General features: G+C 48.2%; 24 protein-coding genes. 7 read left to right on the plus strand and 17 right to left on the minus strand.

Translation table 11 applies throughout. The annotated features are described in order from the left end of the window. Positions 1-104 precede the first annotated feature (104 nt). From dnaB to MHB80_RS29485, 6 genes are all read right to left on the minus strand, one after another. Positions 105-1,466, minus strand: coding sequence for a replicative DNA helicase (gene dnaB / locus MHB80_RS29460; RefSeq protein WP_341283116.1), 1,362 nt, complete (start codon positions 1,464-1,466; stop codon positions 105-107). Positions 1,467-1,484: 18 nt separating this feature from the next. After that, positions 1,485-1,928: a 50S ribosomal protein L9 gene (gene rplI, locus MHB80_RS29465; protein ID WP_056036137.1), complete on the minus strand. Its 444-nt coding sequence runs from the start codon at positions 1,926-1,928 to the stop codon at positions 1,485-1,487. Next, positions 1,925-3,892: a DHH family phosphoesterase gene (locus MHB80_RS29470; protein ID WP_341280256.1), complete on the minus strand. Its 1,968-nt coding sequence runs from the start codon at positions 3,890-3,892 to the stop codon at positions 1,925-1,927. Before MHB80_RS29470 ends, rplI begins: the two co-directional genes overlap by 4 nt. A gap of 18 nt (positions 3,893-3,910) precedes the next feature. Beyond that, positions 3,911-4,861, minus strand: a complete 951-nt coding sequence (locus MHB80_RS29475) for a DUF2232 domain-containing protein (RefSeq protein ID WP_341280257.1) — start codon at positions 4,859-4,861, stop codon at positions 3,911-3,913. 606 nt (positions 4,862-5,467) lie between these two features. Further along, positions 5,468-5,890: a CBS domain-containing protein gene (locus tag MHB80_RS29480; protein ID WP_341280258.1), complete on the minus strand. Its 423-nt coding sequence runs from the start codon at positions 5,888-5,890 to the stop codon at positions 5,468-5,470. A gap of 54 nt (positions 5,891-5,944) precedes the next feature. Next, positions 5,945-6,994 carry an LCP family protein gene (locus MHB80_RS29485; protein WP_341280259.1) on the minus strand — a complete coding sequence of 350 codons (1,050 nt, stop codon included), beginning with the start codon at positions 6,992-6,994 and terminating at the stop codon, positions 5,945-5,947. 212 nt (positions 6,995-7,206) lie between these two features. On the opposite strand from MHB80_RS29485, the gene MHB80_RS29490 reads away from it, so the two are divergent. Continuing rightward, positions 7,207-7,560: a DUF4870 domain-containing protein gene (locus MHB80_RS29490; RefSeq protein ID WP_341280260.1), complete on the plus strand. Its 354-nt coding sequence runs from the start codon at positions 7,207-7,209 to the stop codon at positions 7,558-7,560. A gap of 172 nt (positions 7,561-7,732) precedes the next feature. Here MHB80_RS29490 and MHB80_RS29495 read toward each other — a convergent pair whose 3' ends face one another. Then, positions 7,733-8,500, minus strand: a complete 768-nt coding sequence (locus MHB80_RS29495; RefSeq protein WP_341280261.1) for a DUF1836 domain-containing protein — start codon at positions 8,498-8,500, stop codon at positions 7,733-7,735. Positions 8,501-8,744: 244 nt separating this feature from the next. Between MHB80_RS29495 and MHB80_RS29500 the strand changes: the two genes are divergently transcribed. Continuing rightward, on the plus strand, positions 8,745-10,067 hold the full coding sequence (locus MHB80_RS29500; RefSeq protein WP_341280262.1) for a hemolysin family protein: 1,323 nt from the start codon (positions 8,745-8,747) through the stop codon (positions 10,065-10,067). A 91-nt stretch (positions 10,068-10,158) separates the two neighbouring features. Here MHB80_RS29500 and MHB80_RS29505 read toward each other — a convergent pair whose 3' ends face one another. The 6 genes from MHB80_RS29505 to MHB80_RS29530 form a co-directional block, all read right to left on the minus strand. Next, positions 10,159-11,307 (minus strand): cation:proton antiporter, encoded by a 1,149-nt coding sequence (locus MHB80_RS29505; protein ID WP_341280263.1) that lies wholly within the window; start codon positions 11,305-11,307, stop codon positions 10,159-10,161. A gap of 192 nt (positions 11,308-11,499) precedes the next feature. Continuing rightward, entirely contained in the window at positions 11,500-11,838 is a 339-nt protein-coding gene (locus tag MHB80_RS29510; RefSeq protein WP_341280264.1) for an MmcQ/YjbR family DNA-binding protein, read from the minus strand. Positions 11,839-11,953: 115 nt separating this feature from the next. Continuing rightward, the gene (locus MHB80_RS29515; RefSeq protein WP_341280265.1) at positions 11,954-13,132 is read right to left on the minus strand and encodes an NAD(P)/FAD-dependent oxidoreductase; all 1,179 of its coding nucleotides are present in this window, start codon (positions 13,130-13,132) and stop codon (positions 11,954-11,956) included. A gap of 31 nt (positions 13,133-13,163) precedes the next feature. Beyond that, a complete protein-coding gene (locus MHB80_RS29520; RefSeq protein WP_046234592.1) occupies positions 13,164-13,592 on the minus strand; it encodes a DUF1641 domain-containing protein in 429 nt (142 codons plus the stop codon). 255 nt (positions 13,593-13,847) lie between these two features. After that, positions 13,848-15,014 (minus strand): AI-2E family transporter, encoded by a 1,167-nt coding sequence (locus MHB80_RS29525; protein WP_341280266.1) that lies wholly within the window; start codon positions 15,012-15,014, stop codon positions 13,848-13,850. A gap of 31 nt (positions 15,015-15,045) precedes the next feature. Beyond that, positions 15,046-16,038, minus strand: a complete 993-nt coding sequence (locus MHB80_RS29530) for a helix-turn-helix transcriptional regulator (RefSeq protein ID WP_341280267.1) — start codon at positions 16,036-16,038, stop codon at positions 15,046-15,048. Between the two features lie 182 nt (positions 16,039-16,220). Between MHB80_RS29530 and modA the strand changes: the two genes are divergently transcribed. Together modA and modB are read left to right on the plus strand one after the other, a co-directional pair. After that, on the plus strand, positions 16,221-17,099 hold the full coding sequence (modA, locus tag MHB80_RS29535; protein WP_341280268.1) for a molybdate ABC transporter substrate-binding protein: 879 nt from the start codon (positions 16,221-16,223) through the stop codon (positions 17,097-17,099). Beyond that, positions 17,096-17,770: a molybdate ABC transporter permease subunit gene (modB, locus tag MHB80_RS29540; protein ID WP_341280269.1), complete on the plus strand. Its 675-nt coding sequence runs from the start codon at positions 17,096-17,098 to the stop codon at positions 17,768-17,770. The genes modA and modB overlap by 4 nt, the downstream gene beginning before the upstream one ends. A 137-nt stretch (positions 17,771-17,907) precedes the next feature. Here modB and MHB80_RS29545 read toward each other — a convergent pair whose 3' ends face one another. Beyond that, complete coding sequence (locus tag MHB80_RS29545; RefSeq protein ID WP_341283117.1) at positions 17,908-18,126, minus strand: metal-sensing transcriptional repressor; 219 nt, start codon at positions 18,124-18,126, stop codon at positions 17,908-17,910. 171 nt (positions 18,127-18,297) lie between these two features. Here MHB80_RS29545 and MHB80_RS29550 point away from each other — a divergent pair, with 171 nt between their 5' ends. Both MHB80_RS29550 and MHB80_RS29555 read left to right on the plus strand, forming a co-directional pair. Continuing rightward, positions 18,298-18,576 carry a metalloregulator ArsR/SmtB family transcription factor gene (locus tag MHB80_RS29550; protein WP_341280270.1) on the plus strand — a complete coding sequence of 93 codons (279 nt, stop codon included), beginning with the start codon at positions 18,298-18,300 and terminating at the stop codon, positions 18,574-18,576. A gap of 71 nt (positions 18,577-18,647) precedes the next feature. Then, positions 18,648-19,835, plus strand: a complete 1,188-nt coding sequence (locus MHB80_RS29555; protein ID WP_341283118.1) for an MFS transporter — start codon at positions 18,648-18,650, stop codon at positions 19,833-19,835. Positions 19,836-20,085: 250 nt separating this feature from the next. On the opposite strand, the gene rpsR is transcribed toward MHB80_RS29555, so the two are convergent. The 3 genes from rpsR to rpsF are packed head-to-tail and all read right to left on the minus strand — an operon-like array spanning position 20,086 to position 21,266. After that, positions 20,086-20,370 carry a 30S ribosomal protein S18 gene (gene rpsR / locus MHB80_RS29560; RefSeq protein WP_099517875.1) on the minus strand — a complete coding sequence of 95 codons (285 nt, stop codon included), beginning with the start codon at positions 20,368-20,370 and terminating at the stop codon, positions 20,086-20,088. An 18-nt stretch (positions 20,371-20,388) separates the two neighbouring features. Beyond that, positions 20,389-20,943, minus strand: coding sequence for a single-stranded DNA-binding protein (ssb, locus tag MHB80_RS29565; RefSeq protein ID WP_341280271.1), 555 nt, complete (start codon positions 20,941-20,943; stop codon positions 20,389-20,391). A 38-nt stretch (positions 20,944-20,981) separates the two neighbouring features. Next, a complete protein-coding gene (gene rpsF / locus MHB80_RS29570; protein ID WP_099517873.1) occupies positions 20,982-21,266 on the minus strand; it encodes a 30S ribosomal protein S6 in 285 nt (94 codons plus the stop codon). A 259-nt stretch (positions 21,267-21,525) separates the two neighbouring features. On the opposite strand from rpsF, the gene MHB80_RS29575 reads away from it, so the two are divergent. Next, positions 21,526-21,708, plus strand: a complete 183-nt coding sequence (locus MHB80_RS29575; protein ID WP_341280272.1) for a YjzC family protein — start codon at positions 21,526-21,528, stop codon at positions 21,706-21,708. Positions 21,709-21,879 lie beyond the last annotated feature (171 nt).

The following is a 21,879-nucleotide window of genomic DNA, read 5'->3' on the forward strand; positions in this document are numbered from 1 at the left end:
GGGTGACACACGAAGACAGCAATATTAGTGTAGCAGTACCCGAAATAGAAGTCAAACTAAAAACGAACAATTGTAGAAAGAGCTCTACAATTGTTCGGATATCATTAGGATGCCTGCGATGGATCCTCATGAGAACGGTCCAAGCTGACGAATTTATTGAAATTTTTCAGAAACACCAGCTCGACCGTACCAACGGGTCCATTCCGCTGCTTGGCAATAATAATCTCGATAATATTCTTTTTCTCCGATTCCTTATCGTAATAATCATCCCGATAAAGGAAGGATACAATGTCGGCATCCTGCTCAATCGAACCGGATTCCCGAAGGTCGGACATCATCGGACGCTTGTCCTGACGCTGCTCAACGCCCCGGCTGAGCTGCGAAAGCGCAATAACCGGCACTTCAAGCTCACGGGCAATCTGCTTCAGTGTACGGGAAATTTCCGATACTTCCTGCTGCCGATTTTCCCCTGCCTTGCCGCGGCCGGAAATAAGCTGGAGGTAATCGATCAAAATCATGCCAAGCCCGCGTTCTTTCTTGAGACGGCGGCATTTCGCACGAATTTCAGCGACCGTTATGCCGGGTGTATCATCAATAAAGATCTGCGCCTCGGATAAGGCGCCAATCGCCATCGTCAGCTTTTCCCAGTCGTCACCCTCCAGAAAGCCTGTCCGCATCCGGCCCGCGTCCACATTCGCTTCCGCACAAATCATCCGCTGCACAAGCTGTGCAGCCGACATCTCCAGACTGAATATGGCGACCGTCTCGCGTGCGCGAACACCGACATTTTGGGCAATATTCAGTGCGAAAGCCGTCTTACCAACGGAAGGACGGGCTGCAACAATAATGAGATCGCTGCGTTGGAAGCCGGACGTCATTTTGTCCAGATCGACAAAGCCCGATGGAATGCCTGACGTTCCGCCTTTGTTCATATACAAGTGCTCGACCTTCTCGAACACTTCCATCAGCACATCGCGGATGGAAATAAACCCGCTGCTGGAGCGCCGATTGGAAATTTCGAGAATTTTCTGCTCCGCATCGCCCAGAAGCGCACCTACCTGCTCCGTTCCGGCATAACCTTCGGTTACGATATTCGTAGCCGTGCGGATCAGACGACGCAGCAAGGATTTCTCCTCTACGATCTGCGCGTAATAATCGACGTTCGCTGCCGTTGGAACGGAGCTGGCCAGCCGTGCCAAATAAGACACGCCGCCAATTTCGTCGAGCAGCTGCTGATCCTGCAAATGCGCAGTGAGCGTAACCAGATCGATCGGCTGATTATTCTCAGCCAGCTCAATCATCGCTTCATAAATACGCTGATGGGGGCCGCTGTAAAAATCTTCACTGCGAAGACGCTCCATAGCTGTAATCAGCGCTTCCGCCTGCAGCAGCACGGCACCGATAACGGCTTGCTCCGCCTCCATGTTCTGCGGCGGAACACGATCAAACTTCAGCTCTGTACTCATCATTTCCCCCTATAACTATTATTCCTCAGTTGTTTGCACGCGCAGCTTGGCTTTCACTTCAGGATGCAGCTTCACAAGCACTTCCGTCATGCCAAGTGTACGAATGGGCTCTTCCAGCTCAATTTTACGTTTGTCGACCTTAACACCTTGTGCAGCCAGCTGCTCTCCGATTTGCTTGGATGTGATGGCACCGAACAAACGGCCGCCTTCGCCAGCCTTCGTCTTCAGCACGATCGTCATTTCCTCCATCTTCTTCGCAAGCGTCTTCGCATCTTCCTTCTCCTGCGCTTTACGCTTCTGCTCGGAAGCATTTTGTACTTCGAGCGTCTTCAGATTGCCGTCTGATGCCGGTTTTGCCAGTCCTTTAGGAAGTAAAAAATTACGCACATAACCTTCGGATACATCTTTAACCTCGCCTTTTTTCCCTTGTCCCTTAACATCTGCCAAAAAAATTACTTTCATTCAAATAACCCCTCTTCCTTATCAATTTCTTTTAGTACCGCTTTAAGCTTCTCCGCTACTTCACTAACGGTGCCTTCAAGCTGGGCGGCAGCATTCGTTAAATGCCCGCCTCCGCCCATTCTTTCCATCACGACCTGCACGTTCATGTCGCCAAGCGAACGTGCGCTTATGCCGATTAAGCCGTCTGTTCGCTCGCCAACGACGAACGATGCCAAAATATCCGTCATATTGAGCAGCGTATCTGCCGCTTGTGCAATTAACAGCTGGCTTACCTTGCGGCCCGGATCGGTTACAGCAATCGCGATATGCTCATAATGCACGCTAGCATGCTTAATAATTTCCGCCTTGCGTACGTACTCTTCCAAATCTTCCTTCAGCATCCGCTGCACAAGCATGGAATCCGCGCCGTTGCGACGCAGGAACGATGCTGCCTCAAACGTCCTGGCGCCAGTGCGAAGCGAGAAGCTCTTCGTATCTACCGTAATGCCAGCAAGCAGCGCAGTCGCTTCCCGCACATCAAGCACGATGCGATCCGCAATGTATTGCAGAAGCTCCGCTACCAGCTCGCAAGTGGAGGACGCATAGGGCTCCATGTAGACCAGAATCGCATTCGCAATAAACTCCTCACTGCGGCGGTGATGGTCAATGACGACGATTTTCCCATGTGCTCCAATAAGCCGCGGTTCCTTCACCATCGACGCCTTGTGGGTATCGACGACAACCGTCAGCGTCTTATTGTTCGTCATGGACATCGCCTGCTCCGGCGTAATGAACCGTTTGGAGAAACGCTCATCCTCGCGCAGCATCTCCATCATTTTCTGAATGGAAGGGTTGATGCCTTCCAGCACAATGAAAGCTTCCTTGCCGAACATTTGCGCCGCCTTCGTAATCCCAATAGCTGCGCCGATTGCATCCATATCCGGCATCTTGTGGCCCATGATGATAATATTGCCGCTTTCCTTAATCAAATCTCTAAGCGCGTGCGCCACGACGCGAGCCCGAACACGGGTCCGCTTCTCGACCGCATTGGACTTGCCGCCATAGAAGGACTGCCTGCCGCCGATTTTGACAGCTGCTTGATCGCCGCCGCGCCCAAGAGCAATATCAAGGCTGGATTGCGCCCACTGGCCCAGCTCGACAATGCTCTCTGCCTCAGCAGCAAAGCCGATGCTGAGCGTCGTCGGGATTTTCTGATCGCAGGTCAGCTCGCGAACTTCGTCGAGCAGCACAAACCGGGATTGCTCCAGCTGCCTAAGCGTCCTGAGGTTCGTGATGAGCAAAAACCGGTCTGAGGTCAGCCGCTTAATATGAAGCTGATAACGCTGCGCCCACTCGGTAATCTCGGTCGTAACCTTGGACAACAGCGCCGAGCGCTGGTTGTCATCCATGCCCTGTGTTACTTCATCCAAGCTGTCAATCATGACGATGCCCAGTGCCAGCTTCTCCTCTTCATATTTCTTGGAGAGATGCCACAGCTCGGTAATATTTTTCACGTACAAAATGCGCTCTTCCGGCTTGAAAATCAGCTGAAAAACATAGTTTCCCACTATAACCTGCTGCTCTGCCTCGCGTTCCTTGTCCTTCGTCTGGTGCAAGGAGGGAAACAGCTCTGCGATGGTCTGCCCTACGACAGAATCATGGCCCAAAATCTCAGCAATATAAGGGTTATGCCATTCGACCGTCTTGTCTTCATTATACAATATAATACCGAAAGGAAGCTCGCTAATCACATCATTGCCGGCCTTCTTTACCCGGTAAGAAATCGTACCTAAATACGTTTTTAAATCTTTGCGGAACGCCCGCTCCGCTAGAAAACCATATACGCTGAAACCGATCATAAACAGCAGAGCAATAAGCCCGATTCGCCATTCGAACCAAGCAAGGGCTGTCGTCATAACCGCCATAATAGCGAAAGCCGCCAACTGATGCATGCCATGCCAGCGAACAACTAAAAACTTTGGCATTTCCTGATCGCTCCTGTGCTAGGATTTCTTCGTAAATGACTTACGGATAGGGAAAGCAGCATCAAGCACACCGATTAAGCTCAGTGGCGAGAAAAGCAGTACAGGTATTGCAATAAGAACTGGTATAGCCGGGTTCCATTTGCGCTCATGGGCCAAATAGAAGAAGAAACCGACGGCTTGGATTGCAAAAGCGAGCCTCAGCAGCGGCAGTAAATTCAGCACGGCTACTCCCAAGAATGACTTGCTGTCTGGACTGACAAACAGGCTGAGAATGTAAACAATCACATAATAAATGACTAATACCCGCGGCAGCATCCAATCTTTCGCCAGTGGCATTCTCGGTACCTCTATGCCCGAGGATACAAGCACACGCCGCGAAATATATTGGGTAACAACAGCGTAGAAGAACGATACGCTAATAACAGCGAGCGGAATCGTATTCAGCATCATTTGAATGAGCATCTCGGTATACTCATCGCTCCATTCCGCAGGAAGCAGTGGCTGCAATTGTGGATCGCTAAATACGGAGCGGACAAAATTGCCCATTTCGCTAGTCAGAGACAAATCTAAAATCACTTCAAAAGCTGCAAATTCCATCAAAAACAGTACAAGCAGCGTAATAACCGTTCTTGACAGCACTTTATGTGCAGGCAGCTGCTTCTTGAACATATGCCCCATCACTATAGAAGGAACAAGGAAAAACAAACCGATAATTAACGCTGGAGCTCCTAATATGAGGAAGGACACTACCCATACCGGCAGCATATGCAGAATGAACCCACGCGCGGGAAGCGCTGTGTACAACACCACATAAGGAACCATAAGACACAAGATGGTCAAAATATTAAGAACAGGTACAGCTATGGACAATAACAGGAGCAGGGCTACCGCGCTCCATAAAACAGATTTCATACCGGTCTTCAAACCGTTCACCTCTTGCACATGTATATTCGTAAATCTAGCCGCCATGCTTGCCAGACCCCATTATATCACAAATAAGCTTCACCGCATCCAACAAGCGTAAACGGCATGGCCTTACTTTGTAGGCCGTGCTCGTTTCGCGATGAAATAGAAGCCTATTTAGGAGACCGTGCTCGTCTCGCGATGAAATGTTAGGACGTGTATGCCAACGTAAGCGAGCCAGATGCTGATCGAATGTAGCGTCAAATGTCATCCCTCTACTACTTGCCCTGAAAAAAGATAAACTTGGCGGACACAGCAGCCGTTATTTCAACAAAATCAGAGGTAAGGATACGGCCTGCGGACTCAGGAGCAGCTAATGAGCTGCAATTAGCCACTTTGACAGGGTAATGAGGGCAATAACGGCTTTCCTGTCCGCTTACGTCCTGAAACTGGATTAAAAGCCGGAATAGCGGAAACTCAGTCCGGCAAAATAAAGTAAGCGTTCCAGGCTATTTGATCTCAGCAACAGTGATCTCACCACAATCATATGCTGCGGTGCACTAATCAAGGAGCAGCAGACTGAATCTGTTTTGCATATTTCAAGCGTAAACGGCATGGCCTTACATTGATAAAAGGCGGAGAGCCGCTGCTCTCCGCCTTCTTTGAAATAGACTATGCCTCAATCGCAATTGCGCTTTGCATAATCGTCTGACAATAATCAATAATTTCACTTCGCCGCACAATGCCAATAAAATGCTCGCTGTCATCAACGACCGGCACAAAGTTTTGTACCTTCGCCAGCATAATGAGGTCTTCCATGTTCGCGTCAATTCGAACCGAGCGGTGACTGAGCCGCAGCGGAACGTCCGCCAGCTTGACTTTATTCGTCATTTCGAAAGTCAGCTCCGGCCTATTTTTCATGAACCATAATAAATCGCCTTCTGTGACAACACCTGCATATTCGCCCTCAGCGTTAATAATCGGTACGGCTGTGTAACGGTGATGCTCCATTTTCTCCAGCGTCTGCCTAAGTGTTGCGTCATGTGTTACCGTTACGACTTCCTGCTTGGGCAGCAGGAAAAACGCAATGTTCATCCGTCAATCAACTCCATTTCTTCCTTCGCTTACCGCCCTGAGACTGCCCGCAGTCTACTCGGCGTCGCTTGCGCTGGACAATGAGCCAACCGGCTTTTGCAATTTCGAGGTGTACTCATCCGGCATGATTAAATCCTGCTTCGCCGTATCTGGGTTCAGCCAGCTGCCAATCATCGCCTGCGTCTTGGACAAATCGTCTTTATCTGCAAAATAATACCATGCGCCGCCATTCGTCAGCCTGTGTCCCTCGCCTTTCAGCGTATGGCTGTATATCGTGCGGTTATCCTGTTGCAGCAGCTGCTGCGCCAGCTTAATCATTTGGTCAGGCTGGATGTCCGTACTGAAGTTTTCGCCCATAATGTCAATCAGGTCAGGGATTTTGCTCCATTGACCGACCTCTGATGCTTTATCCAGCAGCTGATTCAGAAAAATTTGATGTCTTCCCGTACGGCTCATATCGCCTCCGGCATCTTCACGGTAACGAACGTAATTCAGCGCATCATTGCCATTATATACATCCTGACCGCCTTTCACGACAAATTTTTCGTGATCGGGATCTTTATTTACTATATCTTCTGCAATCGGCAGGGAAATCCCTCCCATTGCATCAATAACAGCACGAAAACCCTGAAAATTAATAGCCGCATAATAGTTAATAGGCTGATCAAATAGATTTTCGACCGTCTCAATTGCCATCTTGGCACCACCAAATGCGTACGCATGCGTAATTTTGTCCTCTTTATTTTTACCCACAATTTCCGTATACGTATCACGAGGGATAGATACCATGAGAATAGCACCGTCCTTCGGACGTATGACCGTGTAGATCATCGTATCCGATCTTCCTGTTTCCTTGCCGCGCTGGTCGACGCCAAGCAGCATAAGTGCGAACGGATTCGTATTCATATTGCCGACTTTAATAGGTTCGCGGCCTTCTATTGGTTTATAGGTTTGCTCCAGCCCAGTAGCAACCTGATCAGAGAGAAACCAGTTGAAACCCAGCATAGCAAGCGCTCCGCGATTAAAATAACCCGCCGTTCCAAGCACGAGCACCGCTGCGCACAGCGTATATATCCATTTCTTCTTTTTGGTCCAATTTGACATTTCCCTAACTCCTAACTATTAAGGTTATAGTGCTTCAGAAGCACACTCACCATCATAAACGACAACCTTGAGCCATAAGTTACAAAACTTTTACAAGACTTTGCTACCAATTGATGAATTCTAGCGAGTTTTGGCAGGAATAATAGTGGGTAAGGAAGAATATAGTATAACGCACCATTCATTTTTCTAATCAGAAAGGATGACCTTCACAAATGCAACAAATCAATCAACCTGATCAATCCTCAACTGGGCTCGATCCTAAGGTCGCAGCGCTGCTTTGTTATGTGTTGAGCTTCGTGTCTGGGATTATATTTCTGGTATTGGAGAAAAATAGCCGCTTTGTGAAATTCCATGCCATGCAATCGATTATTACATTCGGCGGCTTGTTCGTGGTCATGATGGTACTGAACATCATTCCGATTATCGGCACACTGATTAGCGGGTTGCTTGGTATTGCTGGGTTCGTCCTCTGGATCTTCCTAATGCTTCAAGCTTACCAAGGCAAGCAATTCAAACTACCTTACGTTGGCGACATCGCCGAGAAGCAAGCTGCACAATTCAAGTAAAAGGTACAAGGTGAGACGGCTGTCGCCATCCTTTGACGGCGCGGCGCGTTTCATTCCGAGAAAAATAAGGCTCCCATCCGCTTAAAGGATAGGAGCCTTATTGTTTACCCGCCTTGCACGTAAGCCTGAGCAGGCGCTGTGAGCCTAATCGGACATGTCTCCTGCTGCACGGTTACCGATGCAGAAACAAAGTCGCATTCAAATAACGGCGGGCCAGCGAGTGGAAATACGCCGTCTGGATCGAAATTGCCGCAATGAACAAAATATTGCGAAGCGCCTCCGACTGATCGTTCGTCAAATCCGGCAGCTTCCGGGCAAAACGGTCCGCCGAAGCTTTAATCGCATTTTCCGTCAATGCATCCTGCTTGCTGCCACCCTTTACATGGCCGAATGTATCCAGAAGCTGATCATTGTTCGCATCAAGCTCTTCAAACATGGCCGAGTAAGACGCATACAACTCAAGCGGACCAATCAGATCGGCCGATTCATCCTCCGGCTTAATGAATAAAATCTCAAGCAGCTTGCGAATCGACTCAAAATCGAGATTCGACTTCAAATCATCAATGACGAACAAAAGCGCCGCTTGATTCAATGAATATTTTTTACCCATTTTTGGACAATCGAAATAAACCTTAAAATCGCGCTTCACCCAATTCTGCATAGAGGTAATAGACATGTTGGAATACTCCACCATATGGCCGAGCGTAGCGATTTCCTGCAGTGAGAAGCCTCTCACCTCATTGCCTTTTATCATCTTCTCCAGAATGGGGGGAAGGGCCGTGGATAAGAAGGCGGGCAGAGAAGCTCCGGCTTCCAATGCATCGCGGTGCGTCTTCTTCCAAGCATCCTGCAGCACCTGCAGAGGACGATGTCCATCCTGTCCATCCAGCGCCATCAGCAGGCAAGCCATTTCTTTTCGAGTAAGCGTGAAAGACTCCATATCGCTTTCCTCCTACTTGTACTGAACCATTTCAAGTTCGAATGAACTTATCATACGCCTGCGATATAGGAATGTAAAGACGCGATAATAGCCAATAATATCAACATTTTTCGCATTTTTGCCTGTAATTTGCCTCATATGGCCTGCTAACAACGAATGGCGAGATTGCATATTGACCCTAGAGTTCGGTATATTAGTTCATAAGAACTTAAAATTCATTTAAAAAGGATAGTGAAAAGTAGACATGGGTATAGGACTTAATCTGTTATTGATTGCATTATTAATTGTGATGACTGCCTTTTTCGTGGCAACGGAATTTGCTGTTATCAGGCTCCGGGCAAGCCGGGTCGATCAATTAGTGCTTGAAGGCAAGAAAAACGCTCTTGCCGTACAACAGGTTACAAGCAATTTGGATGGTTATCTGTCGGCCTGTCAGCTTGGTATTACCATTACAGCTCTCGGGTTAGGTTGGCTGGGTGAACCGACAGTGGAGAAAATCCTGTTCCCTCTTTTTCAACAGCTTAGTATAAGCAGTGAAGTCAGTCACATATTGTCCTTTATTATTGCTTTCGCTTCCGTTACATTCCTGCACGTTGTTATTGGTGAGCTTGCTCCGAAGACGTGGGCAATTCAAAAAGCTGAGTTTATCAGCTTCACAGTAGCAAAGCCAATCATTTTGTTCTACAAAATTATGTATCCTTTCATCTGGGTACTGAACGGCTCCGCTAACGCGCTTGTGCGCATGTTCGGTCTGAAGCCCGTTAAAGAACATGAAGATGCTCATAGCGAAGAAGAAATTCAGATTATTCTGAATGACAGCTACCAGAGCGGCAAAATCAACAACACGGAATATGGCTACGTGAGCCGCATTTTCGCTTTTGACGAAATGCTCGCGAAGGAGATTATGGTGCCCCGCACCGATATGATCTGCCTGTATTCCAACAAATCGTTAGTTGAAAACATGGAAATTATTCATAAAGAACAATATACACGCTTTCCTGTCGCTCAAGACAGCAAAGACAACATTATCGGCATGATTAATACGAAGCAGATGTTTTTGCAATTCCATCATAATAAAGAGTTTGATTTCAAAAAGCTGATCCATCCTGTACTTACGGTTTCCGAAGTGCTGCCTGTCAAAACGCTGCTTAAGCGCATGCAGCAGGAGCAAGTTCATATCGCCATCTTGATGGATGAATACGGCGGAACATCCGGCCTTATTACGATTGAAGATATCTTGGAAGAAATCGTTGGCGAAATTCGCGATGAATTTGATGCTGACGAGCGCAAGGATATTGAGAAGCTGGAGGACAACTCCTACCTGCTAGACGGCAAAGTATCGCTCGACGAACTAAGCGAGCTGACAGGCATCAACCTGGAGCATGAGGAAGTCGATACGGTAGGCGGCTGGCTGTACAGTGAAATTCAAGATCCGCGCATCGGCAAGGAGCTCCATCACCTGAATATGCGCTTTATTATTCGCGAGATCGGCAAGCATAGAATCAAGAAGGTCGAGCTGATTATCGAAGCCAATGATATAGATTCACAGGTTGTAACAACCGCATAGGACTCATAAGTTAAAATCGGGGCGCTTCTCTTTATAATAGAGAGGCGCCCCGATTTATTTATATTCCCCTGCATGCTCCGTCGTCCTAATATTAGCTTGCTGTCTGCTCCCGCTTGAACAACTGCTTCATCAGCGGCGGCGTAACCAGCGTTGTCACCATAATGACGAGTACGACCGGAGTAAAATAAGCCTGCGGCAGCAGGGCCGACTGCAAGCCCGATGCAGCGATAATAAGCGCTACCTCGCCTCTGGAGATCATTCCCGCACCAATTCCTATGGAAGAACGCATATTGAAGCCTGTGAGCCTTGCTCCGGCAGCAGCGCCGAACAGCTTTGTCAGTATAGCAACAATGGAAAGCAAGGCGATAAACAGCAGCTGCTCGCCGATTCCGGCAAAGGTAACGTTAAGTCCGATGCTGATGAAAAAAACAGGCACAAACAACGAATAGGCTATAGGCTCAATCTTCGTTTCGACCGTATGGCGAAGCGGTGTTTGCCCAATCGCAATTCCCGCAGCAAAGGCACCGATAATGCCAGCTACGCCCATTGCATCTGCGAAGTAGGCAAACCCAAAGCAGATAACAAGCGCAGCGCTTATCGCCGCCTCTGTAACCGGAAAGCGGGATAGCCGCTTCATGACGAAGGGCACCAGCCACCAGCTCGCAGCGATGACAACAGCAAAGAACAGAACTTTTTTCCCGAGCAGCAATGGAATAGATACATCTCCTCCTGAACCAAGCAAGCTCATGACAACAGCCAGCAAAACAACGACCACCACGTCATCTACAACCGCTGCTCCGAGTATGGTCGTGCCCTCTCTGGAGCTGAGCTTGTTCATCTCCTTCAACGTTTGGACCGAAATGCTGACCGAGGTCGCCGAGAGCAGCAGCCCGAGAAAGATCGCCTGCCCAGAGGATAAACCGAACAAGACAGCTGCTCCGTATCCACCGGCGAATGGCAAAATAATGCCCCCCAGCGCCACTGAAAGTGATGCTTTCCAGTCTTTACGCAGCTGCTCCAGATCCGTCTCAAGCCCTGCGATAAACATGAGCAGCAGCACGCCTATTTCTGAGAAATGAGCGAGCCAGTCGCTATTGTCGACCCAGCCAAGCAAAGCGGGACCGACGACTATTCCTGCAAGCAGCTTTCCGAGTACAGCAGGCTGACCCAGCTTAACGGTGATCGCCCCAGCGATTTTGGACACCGCAATAATTAGCATTAACGTTAAAATAAATTCCATTTCATCTTCCTCCTTTTGCAGCAAAAAAACGTAAAGAAGGAGCCCGCATATATACGGGCTCCTTACAAGCAGACAGAGAAATCCCGTTGTTGACAGACTCCTCCAAAAAACATCTTTTTATTCAATTACAAGCTCAATGCTTTTATTATACCTGAAATGAGCCTCTAAAACCATACTTTCAGCCTATTAACTTCAGCTCAAGCTCTCGCGCACCGCCTTCGGAAGCGACTTCACCACCAGCTCATAGGAGTGGGTGATCATGCTCTCGACCTCTTCCGGCTCCAAGCTGCCGTCCAGCAGCACCGTATTCCAGTGCTTCTTGTTCATATGGTAGCCGGGAATAACCGCCGCATGCTGCTCGCGTAAATTTTCCGCAATGATGGGGTCGCATTTGAGCGATATCGATTTCCGGTCGTCTGAAATCAGGGCAAACATCTTTCCTTCTACCTTCATAACCAACGCTTCCGGTCCGAAAGGATAATCTTCAAAAGCGCCCTTCTTGCCCAGGCAATATTCAACATAATGTTCCATAGCCGTTGTCCCCCTTTCTTTTTATCGTACCATCTTAAAGCAACAAAAATAAAGTTCCCGCCCAAACAGCTGCTGCCGTTTAAACGAGAACTTATTATGGTTATTCATAATTAAATTAGTAAACGAGCGAGAACAAGCCGTTAACGTGCGTCAAGTAACGAACGTTACTTGCTTCCTTCATCAGGGAAGCTGCAGTGCCTCTCAGACGAAGCTGGCTTGCGCCAATTGTTCCGATTGCATCTTTGCGGCCAAGGCTCGCAAGAACGCCGGAGTTAACGAATTCAAACGATTTTTGCGGCAAGCCTTTGGATTGCGCGAACAAGTTGTAGCCGATTGCTTCGCCCATTTGCCATGCGATTTGTGCACTTGGCGGATATGGACGGCCATCCGGGCTAAATACAACTGCGTTGTCGCCAGCCAGGTAAACTTCAGGATGCGAAGTCGATTGCAGGAACTCATTCACTGTCGCACGGCCACGGTTCACTTCGATACCGCAGTTTGCTACGACAGGGTTGCCTGTAACGCCGCCCGTCCATACGAATGTGTTAGCCACAAGCGTTTGACCGTCTTTCAAAATAACTTCGTTGCCTTTCACTTCTGTAACCGCAATACCCATCAGCAATTGAACGCCGCGTTTCTCAAGGCTTGCTTTCGCACGGTCAACAAGCTCTGAAGGGAAACCAGCCAGGATCGACGGGCCTGCTTCAACGTTGTATACCGATACTTCGCTGATGTTTACGCCGCTTTGCTCACACCATTTTGGCAGCATGTCGGCAATTTCACCGATCAGCTCAATACCAGTCAGGCCGCCGCCGCCAACAACGATCGTTGCGTCAGCTTTGTTTTTCGATTTTGCATACGCAGCAAGGCGCTCTTGAATGTGCGCGCTCACGCGGTTAGCTTCCTCAACCGATTTCAGCGTCAGGCTGTTCTCTTCAAGGCCTGGAATGCCGAAAAATGCCGTTTCGCCACCAAGAGCGATAACAAGCGTATCGTAGGAAGTTTTTGCACCGCTGGAAAGGTGAACTTGCTTCTGGTCCGGATCAATTTTGTCGACAGTGTCGATAACTAAATTGATGGATTTATCTTTGAACAGCTTCGTCAGCGGCAAAGCAACGTTGTTCTCATGAACGCCGCCAACAGCCAGACGATGCAATTCAGTTACGATTTGGTGCGATGGAATACGGTTAACAACGGTAATGCTTGCTTCCTCGGGGGATAAATGTTTGCGAGTTGTCAATGCGCTCAGCAAACCACCATATCCGCCACCCAAAATCAAAATATGCTTAGACATACTGTTCCTCCGTTCTCATTCTGATCCGATCTTAACGTTGTTTGTTGCGCTCAGCCAATACATCCAGGAACGATTGCGCGAAACGCAATGTTTGTTGAACCTGAGGATCTTTCAGCATTTTGAGAATGCCGAACAGACCGATTGTCGTAGGCTCTGCTTGTGCACGATCATTTGCTTCTACAGCAGCCGATGCAATGCCTTTAGCCTTGTCCGTAATCGGCTTAACGAATTCCTCAATACCATGCTTCATGTCGCCCATAAGCACTTGATCATTCGCCACAGTTGTTGCTACATCATAAGCTTTGGTCATCAAAGTAACCATTTCAGCAAGCTTAGGCAAGCTTTCTACCAGCTGATTCAGCGAGCTTTGGATTTCCGGTTTAAGCAATTGCTCCAGAACGTCCAGTTCACTACGTACAGATCCCGTCTGTACTTCTTGCTCTGTTAATGTTTCCGACATACGAAAAATGCCTCCCTTGCGTTGTTTGTTGCATGATTAGTTAAACGCCGTTACAACGGCAAGCCGCCTCTGAAAAAAAAGCCTGAAATTGTGAAATGTTTCACAATAAGGGTGCATAATTAGAGGGACTTGACCACACTCATGTTCATTTTATTCCTTTGCGACAAAAACTGCAATTACAACTTTTAGATCCTTTATTATATTTTAATAAAAGGACTGCTTATGCCAGCAGTCCTCCGATTTATAATGCTTATATTATAGCTTAAAATCATTATCCGCATTCACTTCCTCCGCTGCGTAAAGCGGGGAACGCGCCTGCAGCCAATGGAAGAAATTCGTTGCGATAACCTTCAGCACCGCATAGCCTGGGACGGCTAAAATAATGCCCCCCAATCCAAACAAATTTCCAGCGGTCAAAATGACGAAAATAATCGTAATGGGATGAATCTTCATGCTTTTCCCCATAATTTGCGGAGAAATAAACTTTCCTTCAATCAGCTGGACAATGGTCCAGATCACAATCATTTTAAGCAGCATGACGGGTGAGGTTACCATCGCTACTATGAGAGCGGGCGTAATCGCGATAGCTGGACCCAGATACGGAATAATAGCTGTACAAGCAGCGATCAGCGCCAGCACCAGCGAGTACTCGAGCCCAATAATCAAATAACCGATATACAGCAGCAGGCCAATGCAGAAGCTCACAATAATCTGCCCTCTAATGTAGCTGCTGATTTGGCCGTTCATTTCGCCCATAATACGCTTCGTATGCGTCCTCATGTTCGTTGGCAGTATAGTAGCAATATAATCCGGCAGCTTTTTACCATCCTTTAATAAGTAGAATAGAATGAACGGCAGCGTGATGACTGCAAGCACAACATCTTTAAGCGCGCCAACGAAAGAACCAACACTTTGCCACACGCCATTTAGCAGCTCTGTTGCCCGCTTCGTAATATTGCCGCTCAAATCCGACGGATTTATATTGAGCCACCGCTCGATATCCCGCAGGTCGCCGCTGTGCATCAGCTCATCAAACTTCGTTCGCAGCTGATCCGCATAACCCGGTAAATTTTCGACCAGACCTACGACCTGTGTGCTTACAATTGGAATAACCACCGTCAGCAAAATCGTCAGCAAGCCTAAAATGACCGCAAAGATTACAAAAATGGAGTAAATGCGCGGAGCCTTCTTCGTCTCCAAATAGTCAACAATCGGATTTAGCAAATAATAAGCTACACCGGCTAAAATAATCGGCAGCAGCACCGTCTTGAACAATACGGTGAGCGGCGTGAACACGTAGGAGATTTTGCTCATGACGAAAATATTCAAACTTACCAGAAGCAGCACGAGCAGAAATATAACAAATTTATTATTTAAAATAAATTGTACAAACCGCTCTGTTCCTGTTTTAAAATGGTTCATCCGCTGTTCCTTCTTCCTGCTTTTGATGTTCTCAGCTTTCCGCGGTAATTTCCCCGGTACGGGTTAAATCATACCCTTCGATAGCTCCCAGCTCCTGCTTGAAGCTTTGCGACTGTAAAATGCGAATAACCGCATTAATGAAAACTTGATTGTCCGGCTTCTTCAACATAACCAAGTCATATTGCTCCTGAACAAGCGGAATATAGGTAACGCGGGAAACGTTCGCTGCAGCCCTCTCCGTTCCAATACCCACATCGGCCTCGCCTGACGCAATCTGCGCAGCTACTCCAAGATGATTCGTCTGCTCCTGGTCATAGCCCGTTATGGAGGCTGCCTGAATATGGTGCAGCCTCAGCTGCTCATCGAGCAGAACGCGTGCGCCGGCACCGCGCTCGCGGTTGATGAGGCGCAGTCCCGGCTTCGCCAAATCGGCCCAGCTTGCCAGCTTAAGCGGATTGCCCTTCTGCACGAACAAGCCTGCGCTTCTCTTCAGCAAATGCACAACGATATAAGGTGCTCCAATTAATAGCTTACGAATATAGGGAACGTTATATTCCCCTGTATCGCCATCCAGCAAATGCGTGCTGACAATGTCAGATTCTCCTCTATACATCGATACTAGGCTGTCCATGCTGCCGACGTAGGAGCGCAGCGGGCGCAGCCCCAAGCCCTCCCGCTCGATATGCTTGGCTAGAATATCTAGGCTCATATCTTGTCCGGTAATGACGATAGGCCGTCCCCCGCCAGCAGCTGCTGAGGCAGCGCTTCTGTCCGATAAGTCCTGTGCATACACGTGTGGAGTACCTTGATGCTGGGAAGCTGTTGACTTGCTGGCAGGCATATTAGCCTGGAGGCCTTTAGCCCGCAGCTTGTATGCTTCCAGATCGGAAGCATCAATTCGCATCTGCTTCCCTACCCGGTAGGACGGCAGCTCTCCTTTTTTAATTAAATCGTATACCGTGAGCTTGGAAATTTTTAATAGCTTGGCGATTTCTTCAGTTGTATATGAGATGTCAGCGGACATATTGGATCTCCTTAGCCTCGCTCAGCCTAGTTTGCGGGCTGATTTTGGTCATTATTTTCATACCCTTAATTGTAGCATAATATATTTCAAACATCCCATCTCCCTTTACAGTAGAATTGACACCATCTATAATGATATTTAGTTATAAGTAGATATAATAAACTATATTTGGAGGAGAGTTTATGTTTAAACCTTTCAAAAAACCTGCTGTGCTTTTTTTCATGTTGGCTGTGCTGCTAGTATGCGCGGCGTGTGGCGCGAACAATACCGGAACGGCTGCAATAGATACCAGCACAAGCAGTCCTAGCGCTGCTGTTGTAGAATCGGCATCGCCGCAAGCGAGCGAAGCTGCCGCACCCGCTGAAAACGCAGCTTTAACGATTTCCGCTGCTGCCAGCTTGACGGATGCCCTGCAAGAAATCAAGCAAGCATATGAAGCTGCAAATCCATCCATTTCCTTGAACTTTAACTTCGGCGCTTCTGGCGCATTGCAACAGCAAATCGAGCAAGGAGCTCCAGCTGATCTGTTCCTTTCGGCTTCTTCCAAAAACCTGAAGGTGCTCGTTGAAGGCGGCTTTATTGACGAAGACCAGCAAAAGAAGCTGCTAGCCAATGAACTCGTTATTGTAACGAGAGCTGACAGCAAAGTTCAAGTAGCCGCGATTGCTGATCTCAGCCAGGATACCCTTGGCAAAATCGCAATCGGTATTCCAGAAAGCGTTCCTGCCGGCAACTATGCAATGGAAGCTTTGACGAACGCTAAGCTGTGGGATAGCCTGCAATCCAAGCTTGTCCAAGCGAAAGACGTGCGCCAAGTACTGCAATATGTAGAAACAGGCAATGTAGACGCTGGTTTCGTCTATCGTACAGATGCTTTAACTTCCGATAAAGTCACAATTGCTGCTGCTGTTGACCCGGCAACTTACACCCCCATTGTATATCCAATCGGTATTGTGAAAGAAACGAAGCATCAAAGCGAAGCAGAAGCTTTTTACGCTTACCTGCAAACAGCCGATGCGATGAACGTATTCACTAAATACGGATTCTCCGCAGCGCAATGATTGGGGCAGGCATAGATTGGCCCGCATTTTGGACGCCGATCCGGCTTTCTCTACAGGTTGCCTTACTATCGAGTGTTGTAACCCTTTTGCTTGGAGTCCTCATTGCAAAATGGATGTCAAAAGCAAAGTTTAAAGGCAAGCTGCTGCTTGAAACGCTATTCATGCTGCCGCTCGTGCTGCCGCCTACAGTCGTTGGTTTCCTGCTGCTTGTGTTGCTGGGCCGCAGGGGCTGGATGGGCAAGCTGATTGAATGGGTGTTTCATGCACCGGTCATTTTTACTTGGTGGGCGGCGGTTATCGCTTCCATTGTCGTTGCCTTTCCTCTCGTCTACCAGACGATGAAGGTTGGCTTCTCAGGAGTAGATCATCATCTTGAGGATGCGGGCCGCTCCATGGGCGGCAACGAGTGGCAGATTTTTCGCTATATTACGCTGCCGCTTGTATGGCCATCACTCATCAGCGCTTATCTACTCGGCTTCGCCAGAGCGCTCGGTGAGTTCGGCGCTACGCTCATGATTGCTGGCAACATTCCAGGTGTTACGCAGACGGTACCAACTGCGATCTACGTCGCCGTAGACGGGGGAAATATGACGATGGCATGGGCTTGGACGATGGCCATTGTACTAATCTCCTTTCTTATGCTGGCGTTCACCCGAAGAAAGACCGAATAGCCGTGTAGAAAAAATAGGCATAAAACAAGCCGTGCTTCTCTTCAGCAGAGAAACACGGCTTGTCTTCCTGTTAACTGGTTACCGTTCACTGTTTATCAGGTATCCGTATCCCTCCGTAACCCGTAAGCAGTTATTGGCTAGCGTATAAAATGCTCTAGCGCCTTATTCAAATCCTCCAGCGTCTTCTTCTCCCCATGGTGAATCGCATCCACCACACAGCTCTCCAAATGATCCTTAAGCAGCAGCTTGGCCGCATTATCGAGCGCCTTGCGCACCGCCGCGATCTGCAGCAAAATATCCGAGCAGTCGCGTCCGTCGGCCGTCATTTCCTTCACCGATCGAACATGCCCTTCAATTCAAGCCTCCCGTTTGTACCGCATATTCTCCTCATCTTATCCCCCTAGGGGGTTATTGTAAAGAAAATCCCACCTCATTCCTTCTTAAAATTAAAGCTTTACTTATTACATACCAATATGATAGCCTTATTTCCACAGATATAGAAATAATATTGGAGGAGGGGCTAGACCGTGGAGGAACAGGAAGCAGCGCAAGCCGCCGTAAAAGTTTATAAAGCGCTCGGAGAGCCGACTCGGTTTAAAATCGCTCAACTGCTCGCTAAGCAGCCTGATCAATGCTGCAGCATGCTTGGGCATCAATTAGAGATGGTTGCAGGCTCAACACTTTCCCACCATTTGAAGCAGCTGTCCGAATGCGGCCTGTTAAAAATGCGCAAGGAAGGTACGTTTATTTACTACAGCCCGGATATGGACGTTATACAGAAATACGCTCCTTATTTGCTGGCGTAATTTTTTTGATTTTAATTTCTATATTTTTAGAAATATGAAAATATAAGTGGAGAGGACTTTCTATCATCATGCTGTCAAACACGTGGAAAATTTATTTGCTTGCTTTAATTAGTTTTTTGGTTGGAACTTCGGAATACGTCATTGCGGGGATACTGGATAAAATAGCGGAGGATATTGGCGTATCAGTCAGTGCCGCAGGCCAGCTCATCACCTTCTTCTCGCTTACTTACGCGCTTGGCACCCCTATTCTGATGGCCATGACGGGACGGATTGAACGCCGCAAGCTGCTCATGTATGCGATGGTCGTCTTCGTTCTTGGCAACTTGCTTGCCATCGCTCTTCCAGGCTTTGGCTATTTTATTGCAGCACGCATCATTATGGCGCTTGGGGCAGGCGTCGTCGTTGTAACATCACTAACGCTTGCTACAAAAATGGCACCGCCAGGCAAACAGGCCAGCGCACTCGCTACCGTCGTAACGGGGTTTACTGCCGCGCTTATCATCGGCATTCCAATTGGCCGTATGGTAGCAGCCTCTTATGACTGGAAAAGCGTCTTCGGTGGCATCGGCGTACTCGGTTTGCTTGCCATCCTTATTATTGCATTTGCTATTCCAAGATATGATGGCGAGCCTTCTGTACCGCTGCGGGAGCAGCTAGCTCTGCTCAAAACTCCAAAAATAGCCGCTGCTTTAGGTGTCACTTTCTTATGGATAGCCGGCTATTCGATTCCCTATACGTACATTTCGCCCTACCTTCTACAAGTCACTTCTATGAGCGAAAATACACTAAGCATCGCCTTGTTCGGTTTTGGGGTAGCCAGCCTGATTGGCTCCAAGCTAGGCGGCTTCAGCACAGATAAATGGGGCGTGAAGCGTACGTTAATGGGAGGTATGCTCGTTCATGCTGCTGCTCTACTGTTCATTTCCTTCAGCTCCAGCTCTTCTGTTATTGTCTTCCCGCTGCTTATGCTGTGGTCATTTGCTGCTTGGTCATCCGGACCTACACAGCAATACAATTTGCTGACGCTTGCTCCGGGCGCATCGAGCATTATGCTCAGCCTGAATACTTCCGTACTGCAGCTAGCGATGGCTGTTGGTGCAAGCGCAGGCGGACTAATCGTCGCCAAAGTCTCCTTGCCTAGCATTACGTGGATTGGCTCATTTGGCGTTTTGCTTGCTGTGATTTTGATTGTGCTTTCTCGCAAGCTGTCCAGCAGCCACGAGCAAGCATCCATTCCCAGTGTCGCCCCACAAGCTTGAAATAACGTGAAATGACTTGCAATGATTAGTAATGTATTTGCAAAGTTCTCTTCATCTTGTTTTAATAAACAACCTCTATACTAGTACTCAACCCCCCTTTTAATTAATATAAATGCTTAGACCCACAGCCCGTTGCTGTGGGTCTCTTTTTGCCTTTTATTCAGCCTGCCCAAATCAACCATCATAAATAGGCATAAAAAAGAAGCCTGCCTAGACGAATCTCAGGCAGACTTCTTTTGAATAGAAAAATCTATTCTGTAGTGTACGGCAGCAATGCTACTTGACGCGAACGTTTGATCGCAACAGTCAGCAGGCGTTGGTACTTCGCGCTTGTTCCAGTTACACGACGTGGCAAAATTTTGCCGCGCTCGCTGATAAACTTTTTAAGCAGGTCCGTGTCTTTATAATCAACTTTAGTGATCTTGTTCACGGTGAAGAAGCAAACTTTACGGCGTTTGTTACGTCCGCCTTTGCGGCCGCCGAATTTGCGTTCTGGACGCTCTCCGTCTCCGCCATCTCTTGGCTTAAAGCTCATTCGAATCCATCCTTTCAATTAAAATGGCAAATCATCCTCAGATATATCGATCGGTCGACCATCATCCGAGAACGGATCACGGTTGTCGTTACGTGAGTTGTTACTGGAGCGGCCGCTATTGTTATTACTGTTGTTGTTGTTGCTGTTATAGCCGCCTCCGCCTCCTCCACCGTTACCGTAGGAAGAACCGCCTCCGAAAGAACCGCCTCCGCCGCTCATGGCACCGCTCTCTTCACGCGCTCCGCCCGCATCCTTGTTGGATTCCAAGAAACGGACGTTGTCAGCGATTACTTCCGTCACATAGACGCGCTTGCCTTCGTTGTTCTCGTAGTTCCGAACCTGAATGCGACCTTCAACCGCCGTTAAGCGGCCTTTGCGTAAGTAGTTGGCGCATGTCTCGGCTAGCTGACGCCACGTGACTACCGGAATGAAATCCGCTTCACGCTCGCCCTGACCGCTCGTAAACGGACGGTCAACTGCTATTGTAAATTGCGCTACTGCAACGCCAGCAGGCGTGTAACGCAATTCTGGATCTCTCGTCAATCTACCAATAAGTATTACACGATTCAACATCGTCTCTGACCTCCCAATCGATCAATCCTTGGCTTCAACTAAGCTACGTCTCTGACGACCAAGAAGCGGATAATTTCATCCGTAATCTTCAGGATACGGTCAAGTTCGTTAACGACTTCCGTAGTTCCGTTGAAATGAACCAGAACGTAGTATCCCTCACGAATCTTGTTGATCTCATACGCAAGACGGCGTTTACCGCTAACATCTTGTTTCGTAACTTCTCCACCATTGGAGATGATGCCATTAAATTTCTCAACGACAGCTTGAAGAGCTTCTTGCTCAACATCAGGACGAACAATGTACATCACTTCGTATTTGCGCATTATGTTTCACCTCCTTTTGGACTAACGGCCCCATAAATGGAGCAAGGAGCGAGGTTCTTACTCGCATCCTCTAACTATACCAAATATATAGCCCAAAAACAAGCTTCTATTTCCTCCCGTTATCTGGCGTTCATGAACGTCCAGCCCTCGGCTCATATTAATGTAGCGGGCAGACGATTTCATTATGCTTGCAGGCTTATGTCATGACGTCATAACGGCTTCAATGGCAATCCACATCATGTACAGGAGGTTATTTACGATGGGCGAAGGAACATTGTTTTCCGCTGGCGATAAGGCGCCGAATGATGGCACTTACATCGAGGATGGCGTCAATTCCTTTCATCAAGGCATTCAAAACCCGCAGAAGGTAAAGCTGAGCAAAGGCCAACGCTTCCCGGACAACTCGAACCACGAGCGCAAGTGGAAGCGAATGGGCCACTAAATTTCAAAACGAATGTATAGCTTTCGCCCAGCGTGGGCATTCTAATTTATGACGGTGTGAAGAGAGGTGTGGTTCCGTTGGACTTCATAGTGCAAGGGCTGCTACAAGAGGAATTTGTCCACTGAGCTTTAGAAGCGGAGGGTTGTGCCAAAGACAATGTCCGTAACACAC

This window comes from Paenibacillus sp. FSL H8-0537, from assembly GCF_038051995.1.
GTDB lineage: Bacteria > Bacillota > Bacilli > Paenibacillales > Paenibacillaceae > Pristimantibacillus.